The sequence below is a fragment of the Sinorhizobium meliloti genome, assembly GCF_017876815.1.
Lineage (GTDB): Bacteria > Pseudomonadota > Alphaproteobacteria > Rhizobiales > Rhizobiaceae > Sinorhizobium > Sinorhizobium meliloti.
On record NZ_JAGIOS010000001.1, the window covers coordinates 359,438 to 377,811 of the forward strand.

General features: G+C 62.0%; 18 protein-coding genes. 5 read left to right on the top strand and 13 right to left on the bottom strand.

The window, feature by feature from the left end; all coding sequences use genetic code 11:
* Positions 1–6 precede the first annotated feature (6 nt).
* The 3 genes from JOH52_RS01730 to JOH52_RS01740 all read left to right on the top strand — a co-directional run bounded on the left by JOH52_RS01730 (position 7) and on the right by JOH52_RS01740 (position 2,996).
* A complete protein-coding gene (locus tag JOH52_RS01730) occupies positions 7–912 on the top strand; it encodes a 4-(cytidine 5'-diphospho)-2-C-methyl-D-erythritol kinase (RefSeq protein WP_010968859.1) in 906 nt (301 codons plus the stop codon).
* A gap of 7 nt (positions 913–919) precedes the next feature.
* Positions 920–1,462 carry a molybdenum cofactor biosynthesis protein B gene (moaB, locus tag JOH52_RS01735; RefSeq protein WP_014529083.1) on the top strand — a complete coding sequence of 181 codons (543 nt, stop codon included), beginning with the start codon at positions 920–922 and terminating at the stop codon, positions 1,460–1,462.
* A 454-nt stretch (positions 1,463–1,916) separates the two neighbouring features.
* Positions 1,917–2,996 carry a hypothetical protein gene (locus JOH52_RS01740; protein ID WP_010968857.1) on the top strand — a complete coding sequence of 360 codons (1,080 nt, stop codon included), beginning with the start codon at positions 1,917–1,919 and terminating at the stop codon, positions 2,994–2,996.
* Between the two features lie 137 nt (positions 2,997–3,133).
* Here JOH52_RS01740 and JOH52_RS01745 read toward each other — a convergent pair whose 3' ends face one another.
* Positions 3,134–3,685 carry a glycosyltransferase family protein gene (locus tag JOH52_RS01745; RefSeq protein ID WP_014529082.1) on the bottom strand — a complete coding sequence of 184 codons (552 nt, stop codon included), beginning with the start codon at positions 3,683–3,685 and terminating at the stop codon, positions 3,134–3,136.
* A 178-nt stretch (positions 3,686–3,863) separates the two neighbouring features.
* On the opposite strand from JOH52_RS01745, the gene JOH52_RS01750 reads away from it, so the two are divergent.
* Both JOH52_RS01750 and JOH52_RS01755 read left to right on the top strand, forming a co-directional pair.
* Positions 3,864–5,021, top strand: a complete 1,158-nt coding sequence (locus tag JOH52_RS01750) for a PA0069 family radical SAM protein (RefSeq protein ID WP_013844093.1) — start codon at positions 3,864–3,866, stop codon at positions 5,019–5,021.
* A 160-nt stretch (positions 5,022–5,181) separates the two neighbouring features.
* Positions 5,182–5,832 carry a ribonuclease HII gene (locus JOH52_RS01755; RefSeq protein ID WP_003533269.1) on the top strand — a complete coding sequence of 217 codons (651 nt, stop codon included), beginning with the start codon at positions 5,182–5,184 and terminating at the stop codon, positions 5,830–5,832.
* Between the two features lie 390 nt (positions 5,833–6,222).
* On the opposite strand, the gene JOH52_RS01760 is transcribed toward JOH52_RS01755, so the two are convergent.
* From JOH52_RS01760 to JOH52_RS01815, 12 genes are all read right to left on the bottom strand, one after another.
* On the bottom strand, positions 6,223–6,708 hold the full coding sequence (locus tag JOH52_RS01760) for a F0F1 ATP synthase subunit B (RefSeq protein WP_003533637.1): 486 nt from the start codon (positions 6,706–6,708) through the stop codon (positions 6,223–6,225).
* Positions 6,709–6,721: 13 nt separating this feature from the next.
* Complete coding sequence (locus tag JOH52_RS01765) at positions 6,722–7,336, bottom strand: F0F1 ATP synthase subunit B (protein WP_010968855.1); 615 nt, start codon at positions 7,334–7,336, stop codon at positions 6,722–6,724.
* Positions 7,337–7,409: 73 nt separating this feature from the next.
* Positions 7,410–7,637, bottom strand: coding sequence for a F0F1 ATP synthase subunit C (locus JOH52_RS01770; protein ID WP_003533642.1), 228 nt, complete (start codon positions 7,635–7,637; stop codon positions 7,410–7,412).
* Between the two features lie 84 nt (positions 7,638–7,721).
* Positions 7,722–8,474, bottom strand: a complete 753-nt coding sequence (locus JOH52_RS01775; protein WP_003533645.1) for a F0F1 ATP synthase subunit A — start codon at positions 8,472–8,474, stop codon at positions 7,722–7,724.
* A 60-nt stretch (positions 8,475–8,534) separates the two neighbouring features.
* Positions 8,535–8,897, bottom strand: a complete 363-nt coding sequence (locus JOH52_RS01780) for an AtpZ/AtpI family protein (protein ID WP_003533647.1) — start codon at positions 8,895–8,897, stop codon at positions 8,535–8,537.
* 291 nt (positions 8,898–9,188) lie between these two features.
* Complete coding sequence (locus JOH52_RS01785; RefSeq protein WP_010968853.1) at positions 9,189–10,346, bottom strand: cell wall hydrolase; 1,158 nt, start codon at positions 10,344–10,346, stop codon at positions 9,189–9,191.
* A 290-nt stretch (positions 10,347–10,636) separates the two neighbouring features.
* The gene (locus tag JOH52_RS01790; protein WP_013844091.1) at positions 10,637–12,538 is read right to left on the bottom strand and encodes a potassium transporter Kup; all 1,902 of its coding nucleotides are present in this window, start codon (positions 12,536–12,538) and stop codon (positions 10,637–10,639) included.
* Between the two features lie 16 nt (positions 12,539–12,554).
* Positions 12,555–13,535 carry a magnesium transporter CorA family protein gene (locus JOH52_RS01795; RefSeq protein WP_003533653.1) on the bottom strand — a complete coding sequence of 327 codons (981 nt, stop codon included), beginning with the start codon at positions 13,533–13,535 and terminating at the stop codon, positions 12,555–12,557.
* Between the two features lie 294 nt (positions 13,536–13,829).
* Positions 13,830–14,984 (bottom strand): Mrp/NBP35 family ATP-binding protein, encoded by a 1,155-nt coding sequence (locus JOH52_RS01800; protein ID WP_003533658.1) that lies wholly within the window; start codon positions 14,982–14,984, stop codon positions 13,830–13,832.
* 461 nt (positions 14,985–15,445) lie between these two features.
* Positions 15,446–16,279 carry a LuxR family transcriptional regulator NurR gene (nurR, locus tag JOH52_RS01805; RefSeq protein ID WP_003533659.1) on the bottom strand — a complete coding sequence of 278 codons (834 nt, stop codon included), beginning with the start codon at positions 16,277–16,279 and terminating at the stop codon, positions 15,446–15,448.
* 153 nt (positions 16,280–16,432) lie between these two features.
* Positions 16,433–17,173, bottom strand: coding sequence for a helix-turn-helix transcriptional regulator (locus JOH52_RS01810; protein WP_003533660.1), 741 nt, complete (start codon positions 17,171–17,173; stop codon positions 16,433–16,435).
* Between the two features lie 227 nt (positions 17,174–17,400).
* On the bottom strand, positions 17,401–18,261 hold the full coding sequence (locus tag JOH52_RS01815; protein WP_013844089.1) for an IclR family transcriptional regulator: 861 nt from the start codon (positions 18,259–18,261) through the stop codon (positions 17,401–17,403).
* Positions 18,262–18,374: the final 113 nt, after the last annotated feature.

Sequence of the window (18,374 nt, forward strand, 5' to 3'; positions counted from 1 at the left end):
TGCAACATGCAGGCAGGCGGCATTCCGGGCTTCGCACTGACCTTTGCGGCGCCCGCCAAGATCAATCTCGCGCTGCACGTCGTCGGGCAGCGCGCCGACGGCCACCATCTGCTGGAAAGCCTGGTGACCTTCGCCGAATGTGGCGACCGGGTCGGGCTGATCGCGGCGGACAGGGACCGTTTCACGGTGTCGGGCCGCTTCGCGACCGACCTTTCAGCCGAGGGCAATGGTGGTAATCTCGTGCTCCGCGCCCGGGACCTGCTGCGGCGCGAGCTTGCGGCGCAGGGTAGAATGGCAGGCCCGGTTCATCTGCATCTCGAGAAGAACCTGCCGATAGCATCGGGGATCGGCGGCGGCTCGGCCGATGCAGCCGCGACTCTGCGCGGGCTGCTGTCGCTCTGGGGCGCGACTGTCGAAGCGGCAAGCCTCAACAGCCTTGCGCTGCAGCTCGGCGCGGACGTCCCGATGTGTCTCGACCGGGGGCCCCTCGTCGCGAGAGGCATCGGCGAAGAGATCACGCCTCTTCCCGATCTGCCGCCCTTCGACGTCGTCCTCGTCAATCCCCTCGTCGCGGTCTCCACGCCGGTTATCTTCCGATCGCTCGTCAGGAAGACCAATCCTCCGCTGGTCTTGCCTGAAGATGCCCGCTCGACTGCCGAATGGCTGACGGCCATGGCGGCCATGCGGAACGACCTGGAGCCGCCGGCACGTGCGCACGAGCCGATGATCGAAACCGTCTCGAACGCATTGCGCGACGCAGGCGCGGCGCTCGTGCGGATGTCCGGCTCGGGTGCCACCTGCTTCGGCCTGTTCACGGGGATGAAAAGCGCCGAACGTGCCGCTGAGACCATTTCCGCCGGCCACCCGCGATGGTACGTTCAGGCGACGCGAACCGCGGGAAAATCAGGATAACGCCAGAATGCCCAGCCTCGATGAAAGACGCCCCTTCATCCCCATCGGCATCGCCGTGCTCACGGTCTCGGACACGCGCACACGCGCGGACGACAAGTCCGGCGATGTGCTCGAAGCGAGAATACGAGAGGCCGGCCACCGGCTCGAGGCGCGGACAATCGTTCCCGACGAGCGCGAGAAGATCTACGGACAGGTGAAGGCCTGGACGCTCGATGCCGCGATCGACGTCGTCATCACCACCGGGGGCACCGGATTCACGGGCCGCGACGTTACGCCGGAAGCGCTGGAGCCGCTCTTCGAGAAACGCATGGATGGCTTTTCGGAGGTGTTCCACCGGATCTCTTACGAGAAGATCGGCACGTCGACGATCCAGTCGCGGGTCACGGGCGGGGTCGCCAATGCGACGTTCATCTTCGTCCTGCCCGGATCCCCCGGTGCCTGCAAGGACGCCTGGGACGGAATCCTGAAGCAGCAACTCGATTACCGGCACATGCCGTGCAATTTCGTCGAGATCATGCCGCGGCTCGACGAGCACCTGAAGCGCGGCTGACGAGATTCGTGTTCCGTTTGGAACAGACCCGCGCCCCGAATCCCGCTAGTTTGCCTTCGTCGGCTTGGCTCGAAGCGGGCAAGGCAAGCACCGTTTAATTGCTTCGAGCGAATGCCCGGCCTCTTTCCGGGGCAATATTGGGAAAGAGAGAAGGCTACGACGTGCTGCCCGTCCGAAACGATGGGCATGCATGGCAAGACATTTTCACAGACGGATATTTTTCATAAACAAGGTCATTTGAGAGCCACTTTGGGGGTACCGCAAGGTACGCCCCATTCTTGCTTCGGAGAAGCGGCTCAGCTCGGGGCTACGGCCACCATGTCACGGCTTCTCATCGACGGAGAAAGCCCACTCGCATTTGCCGCCTCGGAGCCCCTTTTCCTCGTTTTCACTCAGACGCAGGCGCGCTGGTCGACAAGGCCCGCACTGCAACCCGCCAGGGTAGGAGGAAGTCATGGGAACGGCAGAGCACGCTTACTCGAAAACGGATCGGCCCGAGACCGAGGTTCCGCTGGGGCTGCAGGCCTTCTACGAACGTCGGCAGAAGGATGAATGGCAGGCAACGGTAACCAGGCTGGACGCATTGCGCCAGTCTTTCGCAGAGCAGCGCCGGCAGGTCTTTTCACCTGACCTGCGCGACAGGATCGCGCAGGTCGCAAGGTCGGGCCGACGTGATGATCCGCGCGGGCCCGGTCTTCGATACAGGTCGCTCGTCGAGGCCAGGAATACCGGCCTTGATCTGAACGCGCTCAAACGGCTTCATAAGCGTGCCTATGGCGAAGTCGGCGAGTTGGTGAGGGGCCACGAAGCCTTCCACCGCCACGAAACGGTGGTCGGCAGCGTCGCCGACATCTTCAAACAACCGCCGCTCGTGTATGTCGCGCCCGATCCCGACAAGGAAAAGCTGTTCCTCCCGCCCTTTGGAGGCTGCTGGGACAGACTCGAGCAGAACCAGGCAACCGGCGACGGAGCAATCGTGGAGAACAGTTCCTATTTGGACTGTGCGGGACGGATGGGATCGAGACTGATCGCCCGCAACAATAGTGCCTCCGATGCTGAAATCCTCTGCGCCTATCGGGAGAACGGCTACCTCGTGCCGTTCAAGACGCTCCGCACCGGTATACTGCAAGTCAAGGCAGACTTGTCGGCCCTCATCTGCCGCCATCACATCTCGACCTACGACGAGTTCGGGTGGTCCGACTTTCACGCCACGACGCGCGGCCGCCTAGTGCTGGCCGTGTTCTGGAACTGGGAGGATGTCGAACCGGCGAACGAGGTGAGCGACCAGTGGTTCGCCTCGGGTCTCGACTGCAGCGGCGATGGCGAGAGCTTTCCAGGTACCTCCATCCAGGCCGTTCCTGGGGAACGAAGAATCATCAACCTGTTCACCGAGATGGCCTTCCCCGCTGGCCGCAAGCTCTGGGTCTATGTCGGGGTGGCCGATCGCATCTGGACGTTCCTCAATGACGTCAGCATCGACATTTCGATCGACTCGGCCTGGCAGTTGAACTCGCTTGCAGTCCGCTCGATCTGAAAGTCATGCCACTCCGGCATCGGGCGCATCGGCCCGAAGATCGATTCCGATTTTCGGGCCGATGCGGTAGACCGTCAACTCGATAAGTTAGAGCGGGAAGCGGGCTGAAAGCCGCACACACTTTTCCTTATCCCGCTCTACGAACAGGGCGTCCGGTGCCGTTCTCCCACCGACCGGTTGTCCAATGCGACCCAGGACGGGACGAGCTCGGTCGCAAGTTTGCGGGCGGCTCGTCCGCTCGCAAGGGCGCTGAGCGGCATCTTGCCGCGGGCAGCCGCGACCGCGTCCCCCTTCGGCAGCAGAAATCCGGACTCCAGCGGCGGCGCCCTGTGCGCCAAGCGCTTGAGAAGCGGGCGCTTATGCATTCGCGAGGGAGAAAACCGCGCCGGGCTCCTGTTCAGAGAGACGTATTCGGCCAGTTCATCCACCCAGCGACCGATAGGGCGGGCACCAGGCTCCAGGAGCATCAACCACTCGCCGCGGGCGGAACGAAGGACATCGCCGAGATCCCACTCAAGGCAGAAACGGCAACCGGCAGCATCCGCGACCCTGGGGGAGCCGTCGGTCGATCCGTGGTCCAGGATTATTACATCGCTGACGAGCCCTTCCACCGCGCCGGCAACGAGCGCCGAGAGCGTCTGTGCGAGCTCCGCTTCGTTGTCCTTCGTTTCCATGATGACCGTCAGCATAGCCGTTCCTACCGCATCGCAGCGCAGATTGCTACAAGTGCAGGTCCGCACAGGGTGGCGGATGAACGCGCGCCTTCCCAGGAGATGTGCTGAATATTTGTTCTTGATTTGTTCTATTTTCTGCGCTAGGAAAATAATCAGCACCAAGCGAGCCGAGCATGGTTCCGGGGAGATTTCGATGAACGATCTGTCTCAACTCAAGCAGGGCGTCTATGCGCCCGGCAACAGCGTGGATGTGGCGGAGGCCCTCGTCGCCGGATCCGGCATCCGAATCGACGTCGATCGTCGGCGTGGCCGCGGTGCCGCCCTCAACATCTCGGGACGCTTCGAGCAGAAATCGCGCGAAGTCTTCGATGACGGGTGGCAAACGCTCGAGGAGTTGCCGCCGTTCAAGACCGAGGTCCAGATAGAAAAGCCGAAGACGGCGATCACGCGCAACGAATCTCCCGACATATCTTTCGACCGATCGATCAACCCCTATCGCGGCTGCGAGCATGGCTGCATCTACTGCTTCGCGCGGCCTACGCACGCCTATATGGGGCTCTCGGCAGGGCTTGATTTCGAAGCCAAGCTCTTCGCCAAGCCCGACGCGCCACGTCTTCTCGAGCGCGAGCTGGCGAAGCCGGACTATAAGCTTCGCCCGATCGCGATCGGCACAAATACCGATCCCTATCAGCCGATCGAAAAGGAATGGCGGATCATGCGCCAGATCCTGGAAGTGCTGAAGGAGGCCAATCATCCGGTGATGATCGTTACAAAATCGGCCATGGTGACGCGCGATATCGACCTGCTGGCGCCGATGGCGGAAAAGGGTCTTGCCCGGGTCGGCATTTCGGTGACCACGCTCGACCGGAAACTGGCGCGCAGCATGGAACCGCGGGCGTCGACGCCCACCAAGCGGCTGGAGGCGCTACGCGCAATTTCCGAGGCCGGCATTCCCGCTGGAGTACTGGTCGCGCCGATCATTCCGGCGCTGAACGATCACGAGATCGAGCGCGTGCTCGATTCGGCGAAGTCGGCGGGCGCGTCGGATGCGAGCTACGTACTCCTCCGGCTTCCGCTGGAGGTGAGCCCCCTGTTTCGTGACTGGCTTCTCAGAAACTACCCGGACCGCTACCGGCACGTCATGTCGCTCATCCGCTCCATGCGCGGCGGCAAGGATTACGATGCCGAGTTCGGTAAACGAATGAAGGGCAGCGGACCTTACGCCTGGCAGATCGGCCGTCGATTCGAGCTTGCGGCCAAGCGGCTCGGCCTCAATCTGACGCGCCGGCAATTGCGCAGCGATCTCTTCGTGCCGCCGCTAGGAATGGGCGTTCAGCTGTCGCTTCTTTAGATCGAAAGCATAAGCCGCCACTCTTTCCCGCTGTGGAACGGCTTTGAAAATTCCAGCATCCGCCCTTTGCCCCACGGGGCGGCGCTGGTTCCCCCCGGCAACCGCCGCAAACCGAGCCGGGGGCTTGAAGGGAATCGGGCGAGTATGCGAGTGTCTTTTCATGTCACGTCGCAAACAGCCCGATTCCCCTCTTTTTCCTCTTCAGGCGCCCGTTCCGGATTTCACCTTCGAGCGCGCCGCCCATCGCGACGGTTTCTGGCCGGTCGCGGGAGCCGACGAAGCTGGGCGGGGACCGCTTGCGGGCCCGGTCGTCGCCGCCGCGGTCATTCTCGATCCGGACGCCATCCCGGCGGGTCTCAACGACAGCAAGCTGCTGACCGCGGAGCAGCGCGAGGCGCTGTTCGAAGAAATTCTGGCGACATCGACGGTTTCCATCGCCTCGTCCTCGTCGGCGCGCATCGACACGACAGATATCCTGAAGGCCAGCCTCGATGCGATGCGCCGCGCCGTTCACGGCCTCGAACTGGCGGCCCGCATCGTTCTGGTTGACGGCCGCGACGTGCCGCCCGGCCTCTCCTGCCACGCAAAAGCGATCGTCAAGGGGGACAGCCGCTCCGTGTCGATCGCCGCCGCATCGATCGTCGCCAAGGTCACCCGTGACCGCATGATGGCCCGCGCCGATGCAACTTTCCCGCTCTACGGCTTTGCCCATCATGCGGGCTATGCGACCGTGAAGCATCGCACGGCGATCGAAAGCCACGGCCCCTGCTCCCTGCACCGCATGAGCTTCCGCCCGTTCCGCCAGGTTTGACGGAGGTGAAGCCCCCCCTCATCCGCCTGCCGGCACCTTCTCCCCGCAGGCGGGGCGAAGGGACTCGCGGAACGCTCTTAAGTCCCCTCTCCCCGCCTGCGATAGGGCATATACACATCTGATCCTCTCGCGGGACCATTGCCTTGGGGCGGGCGACAAACGGTTTGACCTTCGCACGCCCAAAACGATGCCACGGGCAGAACGCAGAAGTGGAAGCGAAGGCCCGCCGCAGGTATTCTCCCCCCTTGTGGGGGAGATGGCCGACAGGCCAGAGGGGGTCTGCTCTCCTGCTCGCCCCACATGACGTACGGTTGCCCGGATAACGGATCCCGCAAAGCAAAGCCCCGCCGAAGCGGGGCTTTTCAATCTCCAGGGTATTATCGGCTACGCTTAGTTCAGGCGCGCTTTGACTTCGCCAATCGCCTTCTTGAAAAGCGTCTCCTGCGCGCCTGCATCGGCCTTGCTCGCGAGCACTTTCTCGGCCGCGCTGATTGCCAGGTCCACCGCAGCTGCGCGGACGGCGTTGATCGCATCGCTTTCGGCCTGCTTGATCTTCTGTTCGGAAAGTGCCGTGCGGCGCGCGACATATTCCTCGGTCTTCTGCTTGGCTTCCGCAGTCAGCATCTCCGCCTCGCGCTGGGCCGCGGCGACGATGCTTGCGGCTTCGGCTTCGGCGTCCTTGCGCTTGCGCTGGTACTCGGCAACGAGACTCTGGGCTTCCTCGCGCAGACGCTTGGCTTCGGCCAGTTCATTGCTGATCTTGTCGGCGCGGGCGTCGAGCGCCTTGCCGACCATGCCCGGGACCTTGAGATAGGCGATGAGGACAAAGAAGAGGATGAGGCCTACGAGGGCATAGAAAGTCGCATCAAGAGCCATGGTTCTCTTTTCCTCAGTTGCCGGCCGAAGCCTTGAACGCCGCAGCGATCTCGGCCTTGGTGACGGTCCCGCCGATCAATTGTTTGACAACGGCTGTCGCCGTTTCCTCGGCGATCGCGCCGACATCGGCAAGAGCCTTCGACTTGATGTCGGCGATGCGCGCTTCTGCAGCGGCAATCTTCTTCGCAAGACCGGCTTCGACACCGTCGCGGTCGGCCTTGGCCTTCGCCTTGGCCGCTTCGCGGGCGGTGTCGGCAATCGAATGGCCCTTGGCTCTGGCGCCTGCCAACTCCTGCTCGTAAGCAGCAATGGCGGCATCGGCCTCGCCCTTCAGGCGGGATGCCTCATCGAGATCCTGGGCGATCCGGTCATGACGCGTCTCGAGAATCCCCCCGATGCGCGGAATGATGACCTTCGACATCAGGAGATAGAACAGGCCGAAGGTGATCGCGAGCCACAGAAGCTGCGAAGCGAAATGGGTCGTATCGAAGGGCGGGAACACGCCGGCGCCATGATCGGCTTCGTGGGCCACACCCGTTTCGGTGTGCACCTCACCGGCCGCAGCGGCATCGTGTGCTTCGGCGCCTTCGGTGGTGGATGACTGGGCATATGCCGCGGTCACAAACATGCTCACCTCCAGGTGCACTCAAGAATATGCGCGGCCGCGGCCTTTCGGGCCGCGGCCAAAACTTCTGCCGATATCAGACGGCGAAGAGGAGGAGGAGTGCAATGAGCAGCGAGAAGATGCCCAGAGCTTCCGTAACGGCGAAGCCGAATACGAGGCGGCCGAACTGGCCGTCAGCTGCCGACGGATTGCGCAGTGCGCCGGACAGGTAGCTGCCGAAGATGTTGCCGAGGCCGAGAGCCGTGCCGGCCATACCAAGGCATGCAAGACCTGCACCGATGTACTTTGCTGCTTCCGCTTCCATGATTGACTCCTTCGAAATGGTGTTGCGGCTTAAGATTTGTGCTTCCGGCGGCAAGCCGACCGGAAACCAGCGACTGTTTATTCCTTAGTGGCCTCCGGGGTGGACCGCATCGTTGAGGTACATGCAGGTCAGCACCGCAAAGACATAGGCCTGGAGGAAGGCGACCAGGAATTCAAGACCGGTAAGCGCGACGGTCATGATGAGCGGCAGGATCGCACCGCCGATGCCGAGCGCACCAAAGGCGCTGAGCGAGGCGACGAAGCCTGCGAAGACCTTCAGCGTGATATGGCCGGCCAGCATGTTGGCGAAGAGACGGACCGAGAGGCTGATGGGTCGGGAAAGGAACGAGATGATTTCGATCGCCACGACCAGCGGCAGGAGCGCGCCCGGCACTCCCTGCGGCACGAAAAGCTTGAGGAAGCCGAAGCCGTGCTTGTAGAAGCCGTAGAGAAGGACGGTGCCGATCACGAAGACCGCAAGCGCGAAGGTGACGATGATCTGGCTGGTGACGGTGAAGAAATAGGGGACCATGCCGAGCAGGTTCGCCGTCAGGATGAACATGAACAGCGAGAAGACCATCGGGAAGAATTTCATCCCGTGACTGCCGGCGCCTTCGCGAAGCATCGAGGCGATGAACTCGTAGGACATTTCCGAAACCGACTGCATGCGCGTCGGGATAAGCCCGCGCTGCGATGTCGTCAGATAGAGGAAGCCGGCAGCCGCACCGACGGTCGCCACCATGAACAGCGACGCATTGGTGAAGGAAAAGTCAATTCCGCCGATCTCGAGCGGGACAATCTTGTTGACCAGGAACTGGTGGGTCGGATCGTTTGACACCGCGCTTCTCTTTCGTTCTGCCCGCCCGCGAGCGGAAATACTGTTCTTCCCGGCGACACCTCAGGCGTCGCCGCCGTCCTCTTTATCCGTGCCCGACCCGCCTTTCCGCTGGTCGGTTGTCGCCACCAAACCGGCGGAACGCAGCACGTTCAAGACACCGGCACAGAAGCCGAGAAGCAGGAGGACGATCATGCCCCACGGCCCTGTACCCGCAAAGTGGTCCAAAAGATAGCCCAGAAACGCCCCGACCAGGATGCCGGCGATGAATTCGCTCGAAAGCTTCATCGCCGCCGCGTATCCCTTGCGGCTTTCATCAGCGCGCCCATCCGCCCCTTCCGAAACATCCGCCCGCTTCTTGGACTTGATGTCGTCGCCGAGGCGCTTGAGCCGCGCTTCCAGACTTTCTTCCGGCTTCTCCGTCACATGGCTCCCCTTTGCAGCCCCACGCGGTCGAACGCGATCTCGGTCATACAAACGGCCGCTGTTCAAGCCACGCTTCGGCCCCATTTGAAGTCGCGCGCAACATAGTTTTAGGCACCCGCATAGTCAAGGCATGCAGGCACCTTCTACGTGGACAATATTCTTGTTTCAATTCAGTGGTTTAGCGATAAATCCGGTAAGCTGCGACAAAGGTGCAGAGGGAATCGCCGCCGGAGCCGCGGGGTCACGCCCGCGGCTCCGGCGGCTGACAGGGGCGCGCAGGCAGCTTCGCCGTCAGCTCCAGCCGCCGCCATAGGTCCTGTAGAAGATGTGCAGGCCGATCTTGCCGACACGCTTCATCGTCTTTGCCCAGGCGGGATTCACATAGGTGGCGTGATAATGGGTCGCCGAGCCGACTTCGGGGAGCCAGATTCTGCCGGCGGTCACCGCGAGCGCGACTTCCTTGGCCGTCTTCCAGTGCGATCGCGAATAGATCAGGTCGCGGATCATGTCGCAGGCGAAGGAGAACTGGCAGCGGTTGCGCCAGGCCTTGTTCTGGTAGACGACGCCGCAGATCGTTTTCGGGTAGGTCGGGTTGCGGACGCGATTGAGAATGACCTGCGCCACCGCGGCCTGACCCTTGACGGATTCGCTGCGGGCCTCGAAATAGATCCCCTCGGCCAGACAGGTCTGCTCTTCCTTGCTGAAGACGGTTGGCGGCAGCGGCGTTGCCGCCCAGGCATGATCGTCGGGCGCGATATCCGGGATGAAGCGCCCTGCATTTTCGTCGTTCCGCAGGATCGAATCGAAGGGTGATTCACGCGCATAGTCCGGCTCGGGCCGGACATAGGCAGTCGCAAGAATGTCGGGCTTGTCGTTGGTGACGAGCTTGGCAAGCATCGGCGAGAGGCCCGGTTCGGGCTTCGGCGGCGTCTTGCGGTAGAAGGCCGTGGCGATCTCGATCTCCTTGCCTTTGATCTTCGGCTTGGCAAAGACCATCTTTTCGGGGCCGTCGAGGGCCGGGCCGATAAGCGAGCTCGTGCGCTGAAGGATGGAGCCGGCGCTGAAGTCCTTGGGCGGGGTCACCGGCGTTACCGCGACGATTCGCCCCTTCTTCAGCTTCCGCGTCACGCGATCCTCGTCCGGCGTCCCCTGGTGCTTCGATTCGGCGGTCAGCGCCACGCGGCCGCCATCTGGCAGGGTCATGCCGGCGCCGCCATCGAGCGCACCGGTGGTGATCGGGTCCGTGAAGACCATCTCGACTTCGTGGAGGGAGCCGGCCGGCGACGGAGTGAGATAGGTGCGCCACCGCTCGCCGCCGCGGTTGATGCCGGACAGAAACGTCGCGATGTCCGAATAGGCGACCGCCGAGGGAAAGCCGAGGAAGACGGCAAGGCCTAGGATCGCCGGACCGCGCCAGGCCGAGAACGAAAACCGAAACTTGTCACGCAACTTCCAACTCTTACGCACCGGTCGGCTCCAGAAACTCTTTCTCAGGCACGCGTTCTCGCAAGCCGGCAATAGGCCAGCGGCAAGATTCCATGCAGGACGCTAAGGTTGGTCGGCCGGCTCGCCGGGACCGTTTCTCTTGAGCCTTGAAAATGCGGCATTAACCTTGATGTTTGGTTAATGCGGACGCGCCGAGACCGGCAATTCGCCTGGCATTGCCAAAGCACTTCCAGGAAAAGTGTGTAGCGGTTTTCCGTGCGGAAGTGCGCAGTTTGAGGGACAGCGTCTTCGGATCAGATGATCACATGAGAGCCGAGTTCGACCACCCGGTTCGTCGGCAGGCGGAAATAGTCGGAGGGATCGATCGCAGCATTGGCGAGTGCGATGAACAGGCGGTCCTGCCAATGCGGCATGCCGGACTGGGCGTCGGGCACGAGTTTGCGCCGGCCGAGATAGAATGAGGTCGACATGATGTCGAACTTCAGGCCCGACTTCCTGAAGAGGCCCAGCGCCTGAGAGACATTCTGCGTCTCCATGAAGCCGAACTTCATTTCCAGCAGAGTGAAACGCTCCGACAACCGCCGCACGCTGACCCGCTCTTCCTTCGGCACCTTCGGCGTGTTTGCCGTCCGGATCGTCAGGATGAAGTTCTGCTGATGCAGAACGTGGTTGTGTTTGATGTTGTGCAGCAGGGCGGCAGGAGTCGATTCCGGATCGCTGGTCAGGAATATCGCCGTGCCGGTCACCGACACCGGCGCGTGCTCGCTCTGGCGCTCGACCGATTTGATGAAGCTTGCCAGCGGAATGTCGATATGGCGGGTCTTGGCGTGCAGGATTGCTGTGCCGCGCTTCCAGGTCCACATGATGACGATGAAGGTCGCCGCGATCAGGATCGGCACGTAGCCGCCATCGTGGATCTTCAGCATGTTGGCGCCCAGGAAGACGAATTCCAGCACGAACAGCGGCAGCAGCGCACCGGCCGCCCACCAGGTCGGCCAATTCCACCGCATACGCAGGAATTCGAAGGAAAGCACCGTGGTGACCACCATCGCACCGGTGACGGAAATGCCGTAGGCGGTCGCGAGCGCCTCCGAGGAGCCGAAGAGGAAGACGAGCGCCATGACGCCGAACATCAAAAGCGTGTTGACGTTCGGCAGGTAAATCTGGCCCGTATGGGTTTCGGACGTATGGAAAATCGCCATGCGCGGCAGGAAGCCAAGGTGAATGGCCTGGCGCGTCAGCGAAAACGCGCCGGTTATGACCGCCTGACTGGCGATGATGGTGGCTGCGGTCGCAAGAATGACGGCAGGCAGCAGCGCCCATTTCGGAAACATCAGGAAGAAGGGATCGGACATCGCCTCCGGGTTCTTCAGCACGAAGGCGCCCTGCCCCAGATAGTTCAGCGTGAGCGCCGGGAAGACGACGGTGAACCAGGCCCATTGGATCGGCCGCCGGCCGAAATGGCCGAGATCGGCGTAAAGCGCCTCGGCACCCGTGACCGTCAGGAAGACGGCGCCGAGTACGACGATGCCGACATAGCCTTCGTTGAACAGAAAGCTGGCGGCATAATACGGGTTGAAGGCTCTGAAAATCGACAGATCGTCGGCAATATGAACGAAGCCGATCGTGCCCATGACGACGAACCAGATGAGCGTAATCGGCCCGAAGAAGTTGGAAACCGCCGCGGTACCCTTCGACTGGACGGTGAAGAGGAGCAGGAGGATCACGACGGCGATCGGAACGACGTAGTCCGAAAGGGCCGGGGTAACCAACTTCAAACCCTCGACGGCCGAGAGCACCGACAGTGCCGGTGTGATCATCGCGTCGCCGATGAAGAGCGCGGCGCCGGCGATCCCCATGAAGAACAGGATCGCCGTGTGACCATTGGCGGTCTTCATGAGCAGTGCCAGCAGGGAGAGCGTGCCGCCCTCGCCCTGATTGTCCGCCCGCAGCAGGAATAGCACGTATTTTATCGTGACGATGATCGTCAGCGCCCAGATCATCAGCGAGATCAAACCGATGATCTCGACGTCCGTCACGCCGTCGTGCGAGACGGGGCGCAAGGCTTCGCGGAAGGCATAGAGCGGGCTGGTGCCGATATCCCCATACACGACGCCGACGGAGCCGAGCGCCAGAACCAGCAGGCGGCGGGCATTTTCCACGCCAGGTGTAGCGGGAGCAGACAATTGAGACATGTTGCCCAACAGGCCCTTAGAGCCAGCCTTTCCAGCGGAAGAAGAAAAAGGGGATCACGGCCGAAAGCACCATGGCTGCAAGCGCCCACGGATAGCCGAACTGCCATTCAAGCTCAGGCATGATGCGAAAGTTCATGCCGTAGACGGAAGCGACCAGGGTCGGCGGCAACAGAACGACCGAAGCGATCGAGAAGATCTTGATGATGGCATTCTGCTCGACATTGATGAGGCCGAGCGAGGCATCGAGCAGGAAGGTGATATTTCCCGAGATGAAAGCCGTATGTTCCGAAAGCGACTGGATGTCCCGCGATACCGTACGGCAAAGTTCACGGGTTTCCTTGTCCGCCTGCACGTCGGGAACCGTGTAGACGAAGGTCAGCAGCCTCGAGAGCGAAGCGAGGCTGTCGCGCGTTTTCGCAACAAGCCGGTGATGGCCCGCGACGTCGCGCAGGCGTGCTTCGAGAAAGTGCGGTGGCCGGTGCCGCCGGCCGGACGTCTTGTCGCCGAAGACCTGGAGCGCCAGATCGTCGATCCTGTCGACAGCCTGCTCGAGAATTTCCGCCGTCCTGTCCACAATCGTCTCGAGCAGCCGCGTCAGAATCACTGCGCCGTTGCGGCAGCCGCCGGGAATGCGATGCATACCCGCCTTGAACAGGCCGAAGGCCCTCGGCTCGGCGTAGCGGACGGTGACGAGACACTTGCCCGCCAGAATGAAGCCGACATCGGTCAGCCCCGGCATTTCCGTGTCGCTTCGATAGACGAGCGAGGCGGTCATGAAGACGGCACCGTCGTCGGTATAAAGCCTGCTGGAAGGTTCGATGTCCCTCAGATCGTCCCGCGTCGGAATGGGAATTCCGAGCAGACCCTCGATCATCAGGTCTTCCGCCTTGGTCGGCTCGACAAGGTCTATCCAGACGAGATCGGGACGCAGGGCCGACGGCGGCTCGGCCGTGGAGAGAGCGACCGTTTCACCGTTGACACAATAGCCTGTGATCATGTGGCCGCCTTTTTCATGCAGCCGACGACGATGAACCGTGATGATTTCGTAGGATCAGCCGCCACACGATTTTCCACGATGCAGATTCATCCGATGAAGGCTTTCAGCCGTTCGACGCCGCTTGACGGCAGACGGGTGACCAAAGTCTCCGGCGATGGCAGTGGCTAGCTTTGCCTTGCCTATGCGAGCCAAGGGATATGACGCAACCCCGGCGCAAAATCAATGGCCTTCGGGGATCCGGCGCTTCCCTGTCGGATGTCTCAGTCGCGCCGCGCAGGTGACTGCGCCAAAGCGCTATTCGAAGACGATGCTCGGCATCGCACGGCTTTTGTCCTGCCGGGCAGCGGTGACCTCTCCCCAGACCCGCGCCGCGATGTCGCGATAGACGCGCGCGACCTCGCCATCGGGTTCGGACGCGACGAGAGGGGTTCCCGCGTCGGAGGTCTCGCGGATACCCATGGTCAGGGGCACCTCGCCGAGGAACGGTACGCCGATGCGCTCGGCTTCCTTGCGCGCGCCGCCATGACCGAAGATGTCGTAGCGCCTGCCCGTATCGGGCGCCACGAAATAACTCATGTTTTCGACGATCCCGAGCACCGGAACCTCGACCTTGCGGAACATGGCGAGACCCTTGCGGGCATCGACGAGCGCGAGGTCCTGTGGCGTCGACACGATGACGGCGCCTGCGAGCGGCACCTGCTGTGCCATCGTCAGCTGTGCGTCACCGGTACCCGGCGGCATGTCCACCACGAGGACGTCGAGCTCGCCCCAGGCCACCTCGCGCAACATCTGCAGGAGCGCCGACTGGATCATCGGGCCGCGCCAGATCATCGCGACCTCCTCATCCACCAGGAAGCCCATCGACATGACTTTCAGGCCGTAGTTTTCCATCGGACGGATAAGCCGCCCCTCGATCTGTTGCGGACGGCCGGAGATCTTCAAAAGCCGCGGCATCGAAGGGCCGTAGATATCGGCATCGAGGAGCCCGACCTTAAGCCCGTTTGCCTGAAGCGCCAGCGCCAGATTGACGGAGGTGGTCGACTTGCCGACGCCGCCTTTACCGGAGGCGACGGCGATAATGGCGCCGACGCCGGGGATGCCCGCCTTTGGTGCTCCACCGCCGCCCGCTCGCTGCGCCGGCGCATGGCCCGTCGGGGCCGGCCGCGGCCGCTCCACCGGGGCCTTCTGGGGAGCGGCCTTGCGGTCGGCAGTCAATGCCACCATGGCGGCGTTCACGCCGGGAATCTCGCGCACGACCCGTTCGGCGGCCGCCCGCATCGGCTCGAGCTCCTTCGCCCGGTCCGCCGGCACGGTGATCGAGAAGTAGGCCTTGCCGTCGGAAATGAACACATCGGATACGAGTCCGAGATCGACGATGTTTCCTTCCATGTCCGGCCCGCGGACGGTCCGCAGCTTCTCTAGAACCATTTCCCGGGTGACGTCCGGCATGTCGGCCTCTTGCTCTTTCGTTGGCGCGCAACGTTTTGACTGCTGCAATCGCTGGCCCAAATCGCACCCGATCTAGGGCGTTATGTATTAGATAGTCGAGCCGGGGCGCTTCGCCAATGCGACAGGTGGGAAAATGAGGGCCGCCAACCGATCTCCGTGTCCGTACATCCGGGATCACAGGCGATCGGCGGCGGCCCTTGTCGCGACCTTCTTGGGCGCTGTCTTATTGTGGTCCCCTCTGGACACGGAACTGAATATGCACAATGCGTGCCAGTTGGAACCTTCCGGAAAAAACCAGATTTTCCAAGGAGTTGCCCTTCGACTGCGGAGGATGCGCAAGAGACTGCGCTGCTCAATTCCTGAGCATGCGCGCTATTTGGGCACAATATGCTCGCAATAGGTTAGAGCGGATGCGGGCGGAAAACCGCACGCACTTTTCCTCAGATGAATATCAACAGGTCTTAGCTGATATAGCCCTTTTTCATCGCCTTCACGACCGCCTGTGTGCGGTTCACCGCGTCGAGCTTCTTGGTGACATGGTTGAGGTAATGATTGACCGTGTGCTCCGACAGGCCGAGGATACCGGCGATTTCCGAGCTGGTCTTGCCGGCGGCCGTCCAGCTCAGACACTGGATTTCCCGTTCGGAAAGAACCGTGTTGGTGTTCTTCCAGACCGAGCCGATCTCGGCGAGCCGGTTATAGACGTGGATCGCGATCATCTGCAGTTCCATCGCCGCCGTCATCGGCAATTCCGCTTCCGGGCCCATGAGGATGACCGCGCCGCGGCCACCTTCGGCATCGTGGACCGGGAAGTAATTGGCTTGGAATATGCCGTTCTCGCGCAACATGGCGATGTAATCCGCGGCAGAGTCGGGCTTGCCTCCCTCCCTCTCCCAGTCTTCAAGCATGACCTGAAACGGGGTCGTCGTCTCTCTCAACCGGCGCACCCCGGTGCTGAAACGCAGCATCGAAAGGCTGTCATATTTGTTGAGGAGCTCGGCCGGCATATTCGAGATGACCGTGGTCGCGGAGAGCCGCTCTACCTCGACTGCAGGGATCGAACAGATGAGAAAAGTCTTGAAGCCGAAAATCTGCGTGATCCGCCGCATGTAGCGGATGATGTCGAACTGGGTCTCGAGCCTTGCTATCTCAGACGCGAAATCGCCGCCCCGGGGCAGATCGATATCAGTCGTCCCCATCGTGATCATCTCTTGCATTAGCGCGGTTCCATCGCATTCATCGACTATCAAATAGCCCGAGCGGCCGCGCAATGCCAACAGGTGATTGACGATCATCACTTCTGATGCGCAAAACCCTGTGCATTTCGCCCGTGTCGATGAAAGCCGACCCCGCCCTCAACCGACGGCCGTGTTCGGGTTCGGTGCCTCCATTTCCCGTGCTTGTCACGAGATGAGGGAGAAAAGAGCTCTAGGTCCGGCCGGCGTCGATCAATTGATCAACCCTGCACGTATCGCCTTGGCGACGGTTTGGACGCGATTGACCGAATCCAGCTTGCGCGTCGCACGGTTGAGATAGTGGTTCACCGTATATTCCGACAGTGCCATGATGCGGGCCATCTCCACCGTCGTCTTGCCAGCCGCGGCCCAGCGCAAACACTCGATCTCGCGCCGGGAAAGGCTGCCCGGGCCGCGTCGGTCGCGCGTTCTGACTTCGCTCAGCCGGCTGTATAGAAGGCCGGCCCAGAGGTTCAGAGCCTGCATCTCGTCGTCGGATACGGCAGACCTGTCACCGCCGAAGGCGATGGCGGCGCGGTGACCCGCGGCATCATGGACCGGCAGATACACCCCGCGCGGCATGTTCGCCTGTTCGAAGACGCATATGGCAGCTTCGCCCTTGCCGTCCACCCGCCCGCGCGCCAGCAGATGAGCATCATAGGTGAAGGGAATGGTGCTGCGCCGCAGCCGCTGGATCACCGGACTGCCGTCGATCAGGCGTGCACTGTCGTAGCGCCTGAGGAAATCCATCGGCCAGGTCGTCATGAGCGCCTGCGCAGTGAGGCTGTGGGACCCCGACTCGGGAATGGCGAGGACCATGAAGCCGCGAAAACCGAAACCTTCCGACACTCGGCCGAGCGCGCGCCGGACATCATCCTCGCTGTCGATCGCCCCGCTGATTGCGTGACCGTCAGGGAGGACCAATGAGGATATATCCACGCTGAAATCGATCATCTTCCGCCCGCCTCTCACATCCGCGCTCCAGCTGGAGCATGACGCTCGCGCTGTCATACCCACGCCATGGCTTCCACCAGAATCCCGCCCGATGCAACCAGCCGTGGCAGCAGACCGGCATTGAAGCTACTTATCTTGAGCCTTTTCGTCCAGTCGAAACTTCTAATTTACCGTAAAGCGGTCCCGTTGCACGTTTCCGTGGAAAACATGCTGTAATCCTTAAACCGTTACTGCGACCTTTGCGCGTCCGACAGAACACGCGGCGCCGCAGCCCCCGTTTCCCGCCCGGGGCCAAGCCGGATCCGGACCTCTTCCTCGATCTCTGCCGCCACCTTGCGCACGTCCTGCGCCCAGGCGGTCAGTTGCTTGAAGCTGACCCGATAGGAGGGGCCGGTGACCGAGATCCCCCCGACCAGGTCGTGTTCCGGAACGCTGATCGGGGCGGCCACGCAGCAGATCTCCGCCTCGTGCTCCTCCCGGTCGAACGCATGGCCGTCGTGCCGGATTTCCTCTATCTCGGCAAGGAGCGATTCTATCGAACGATGCGTTTGCGCCGTGAACGGATGAAACTCCATTCCTGTCGAAATCCGCTGCAATTCGCCTCCAGGAAGAACCGAGAGAGCCGCCTTGCCGATACCCGTGCAATAGGCCGGCGACGCCTTGCCTATCTGCGAGCTCATACGCACGGTCTGCCGGCTTTCCACCTTGTCGACGTAGATGATTTCGGCCTCCCGCAGCAGGCCGAGATGCACCGTCTCGCCCGTCAATTGGTGCAGGTGCAGGAGATAGGGGGCTGCGATCTCGCGAAACCGGTTCCCCGACCAGGAGCGATAAGCGAATTTCAACAGGCGAAGCCCGGGCTCGTAGGACAAGTCCCGGCGCTGCACCAGCAAGCCCTCTTCGACGAGATGGCCCAGCAGCCGGTGCAGGGTTCCGCGGGGCTGACGGACGGTCTGCAATATGTCCGTGAAGCGCTGAGGGCGGTCGGCCATGGCTACCGCCTCCAGCACGGCCATTGCCTTGCCAAGCGTGCCGGTGCCGGCGGGGTCCCCTTCCATGTCGTCTTCTTTCTTCTGCTTCATTCTCATCGCTTTCCGCTGCGCTATCTTGACAGGGTAAAAGCATTGGCGCGATAATTCCATATAATAAAACACAGTTCCGGATACTGGAACAATCAATCCCGCAGCCGCGGTATCGGGGA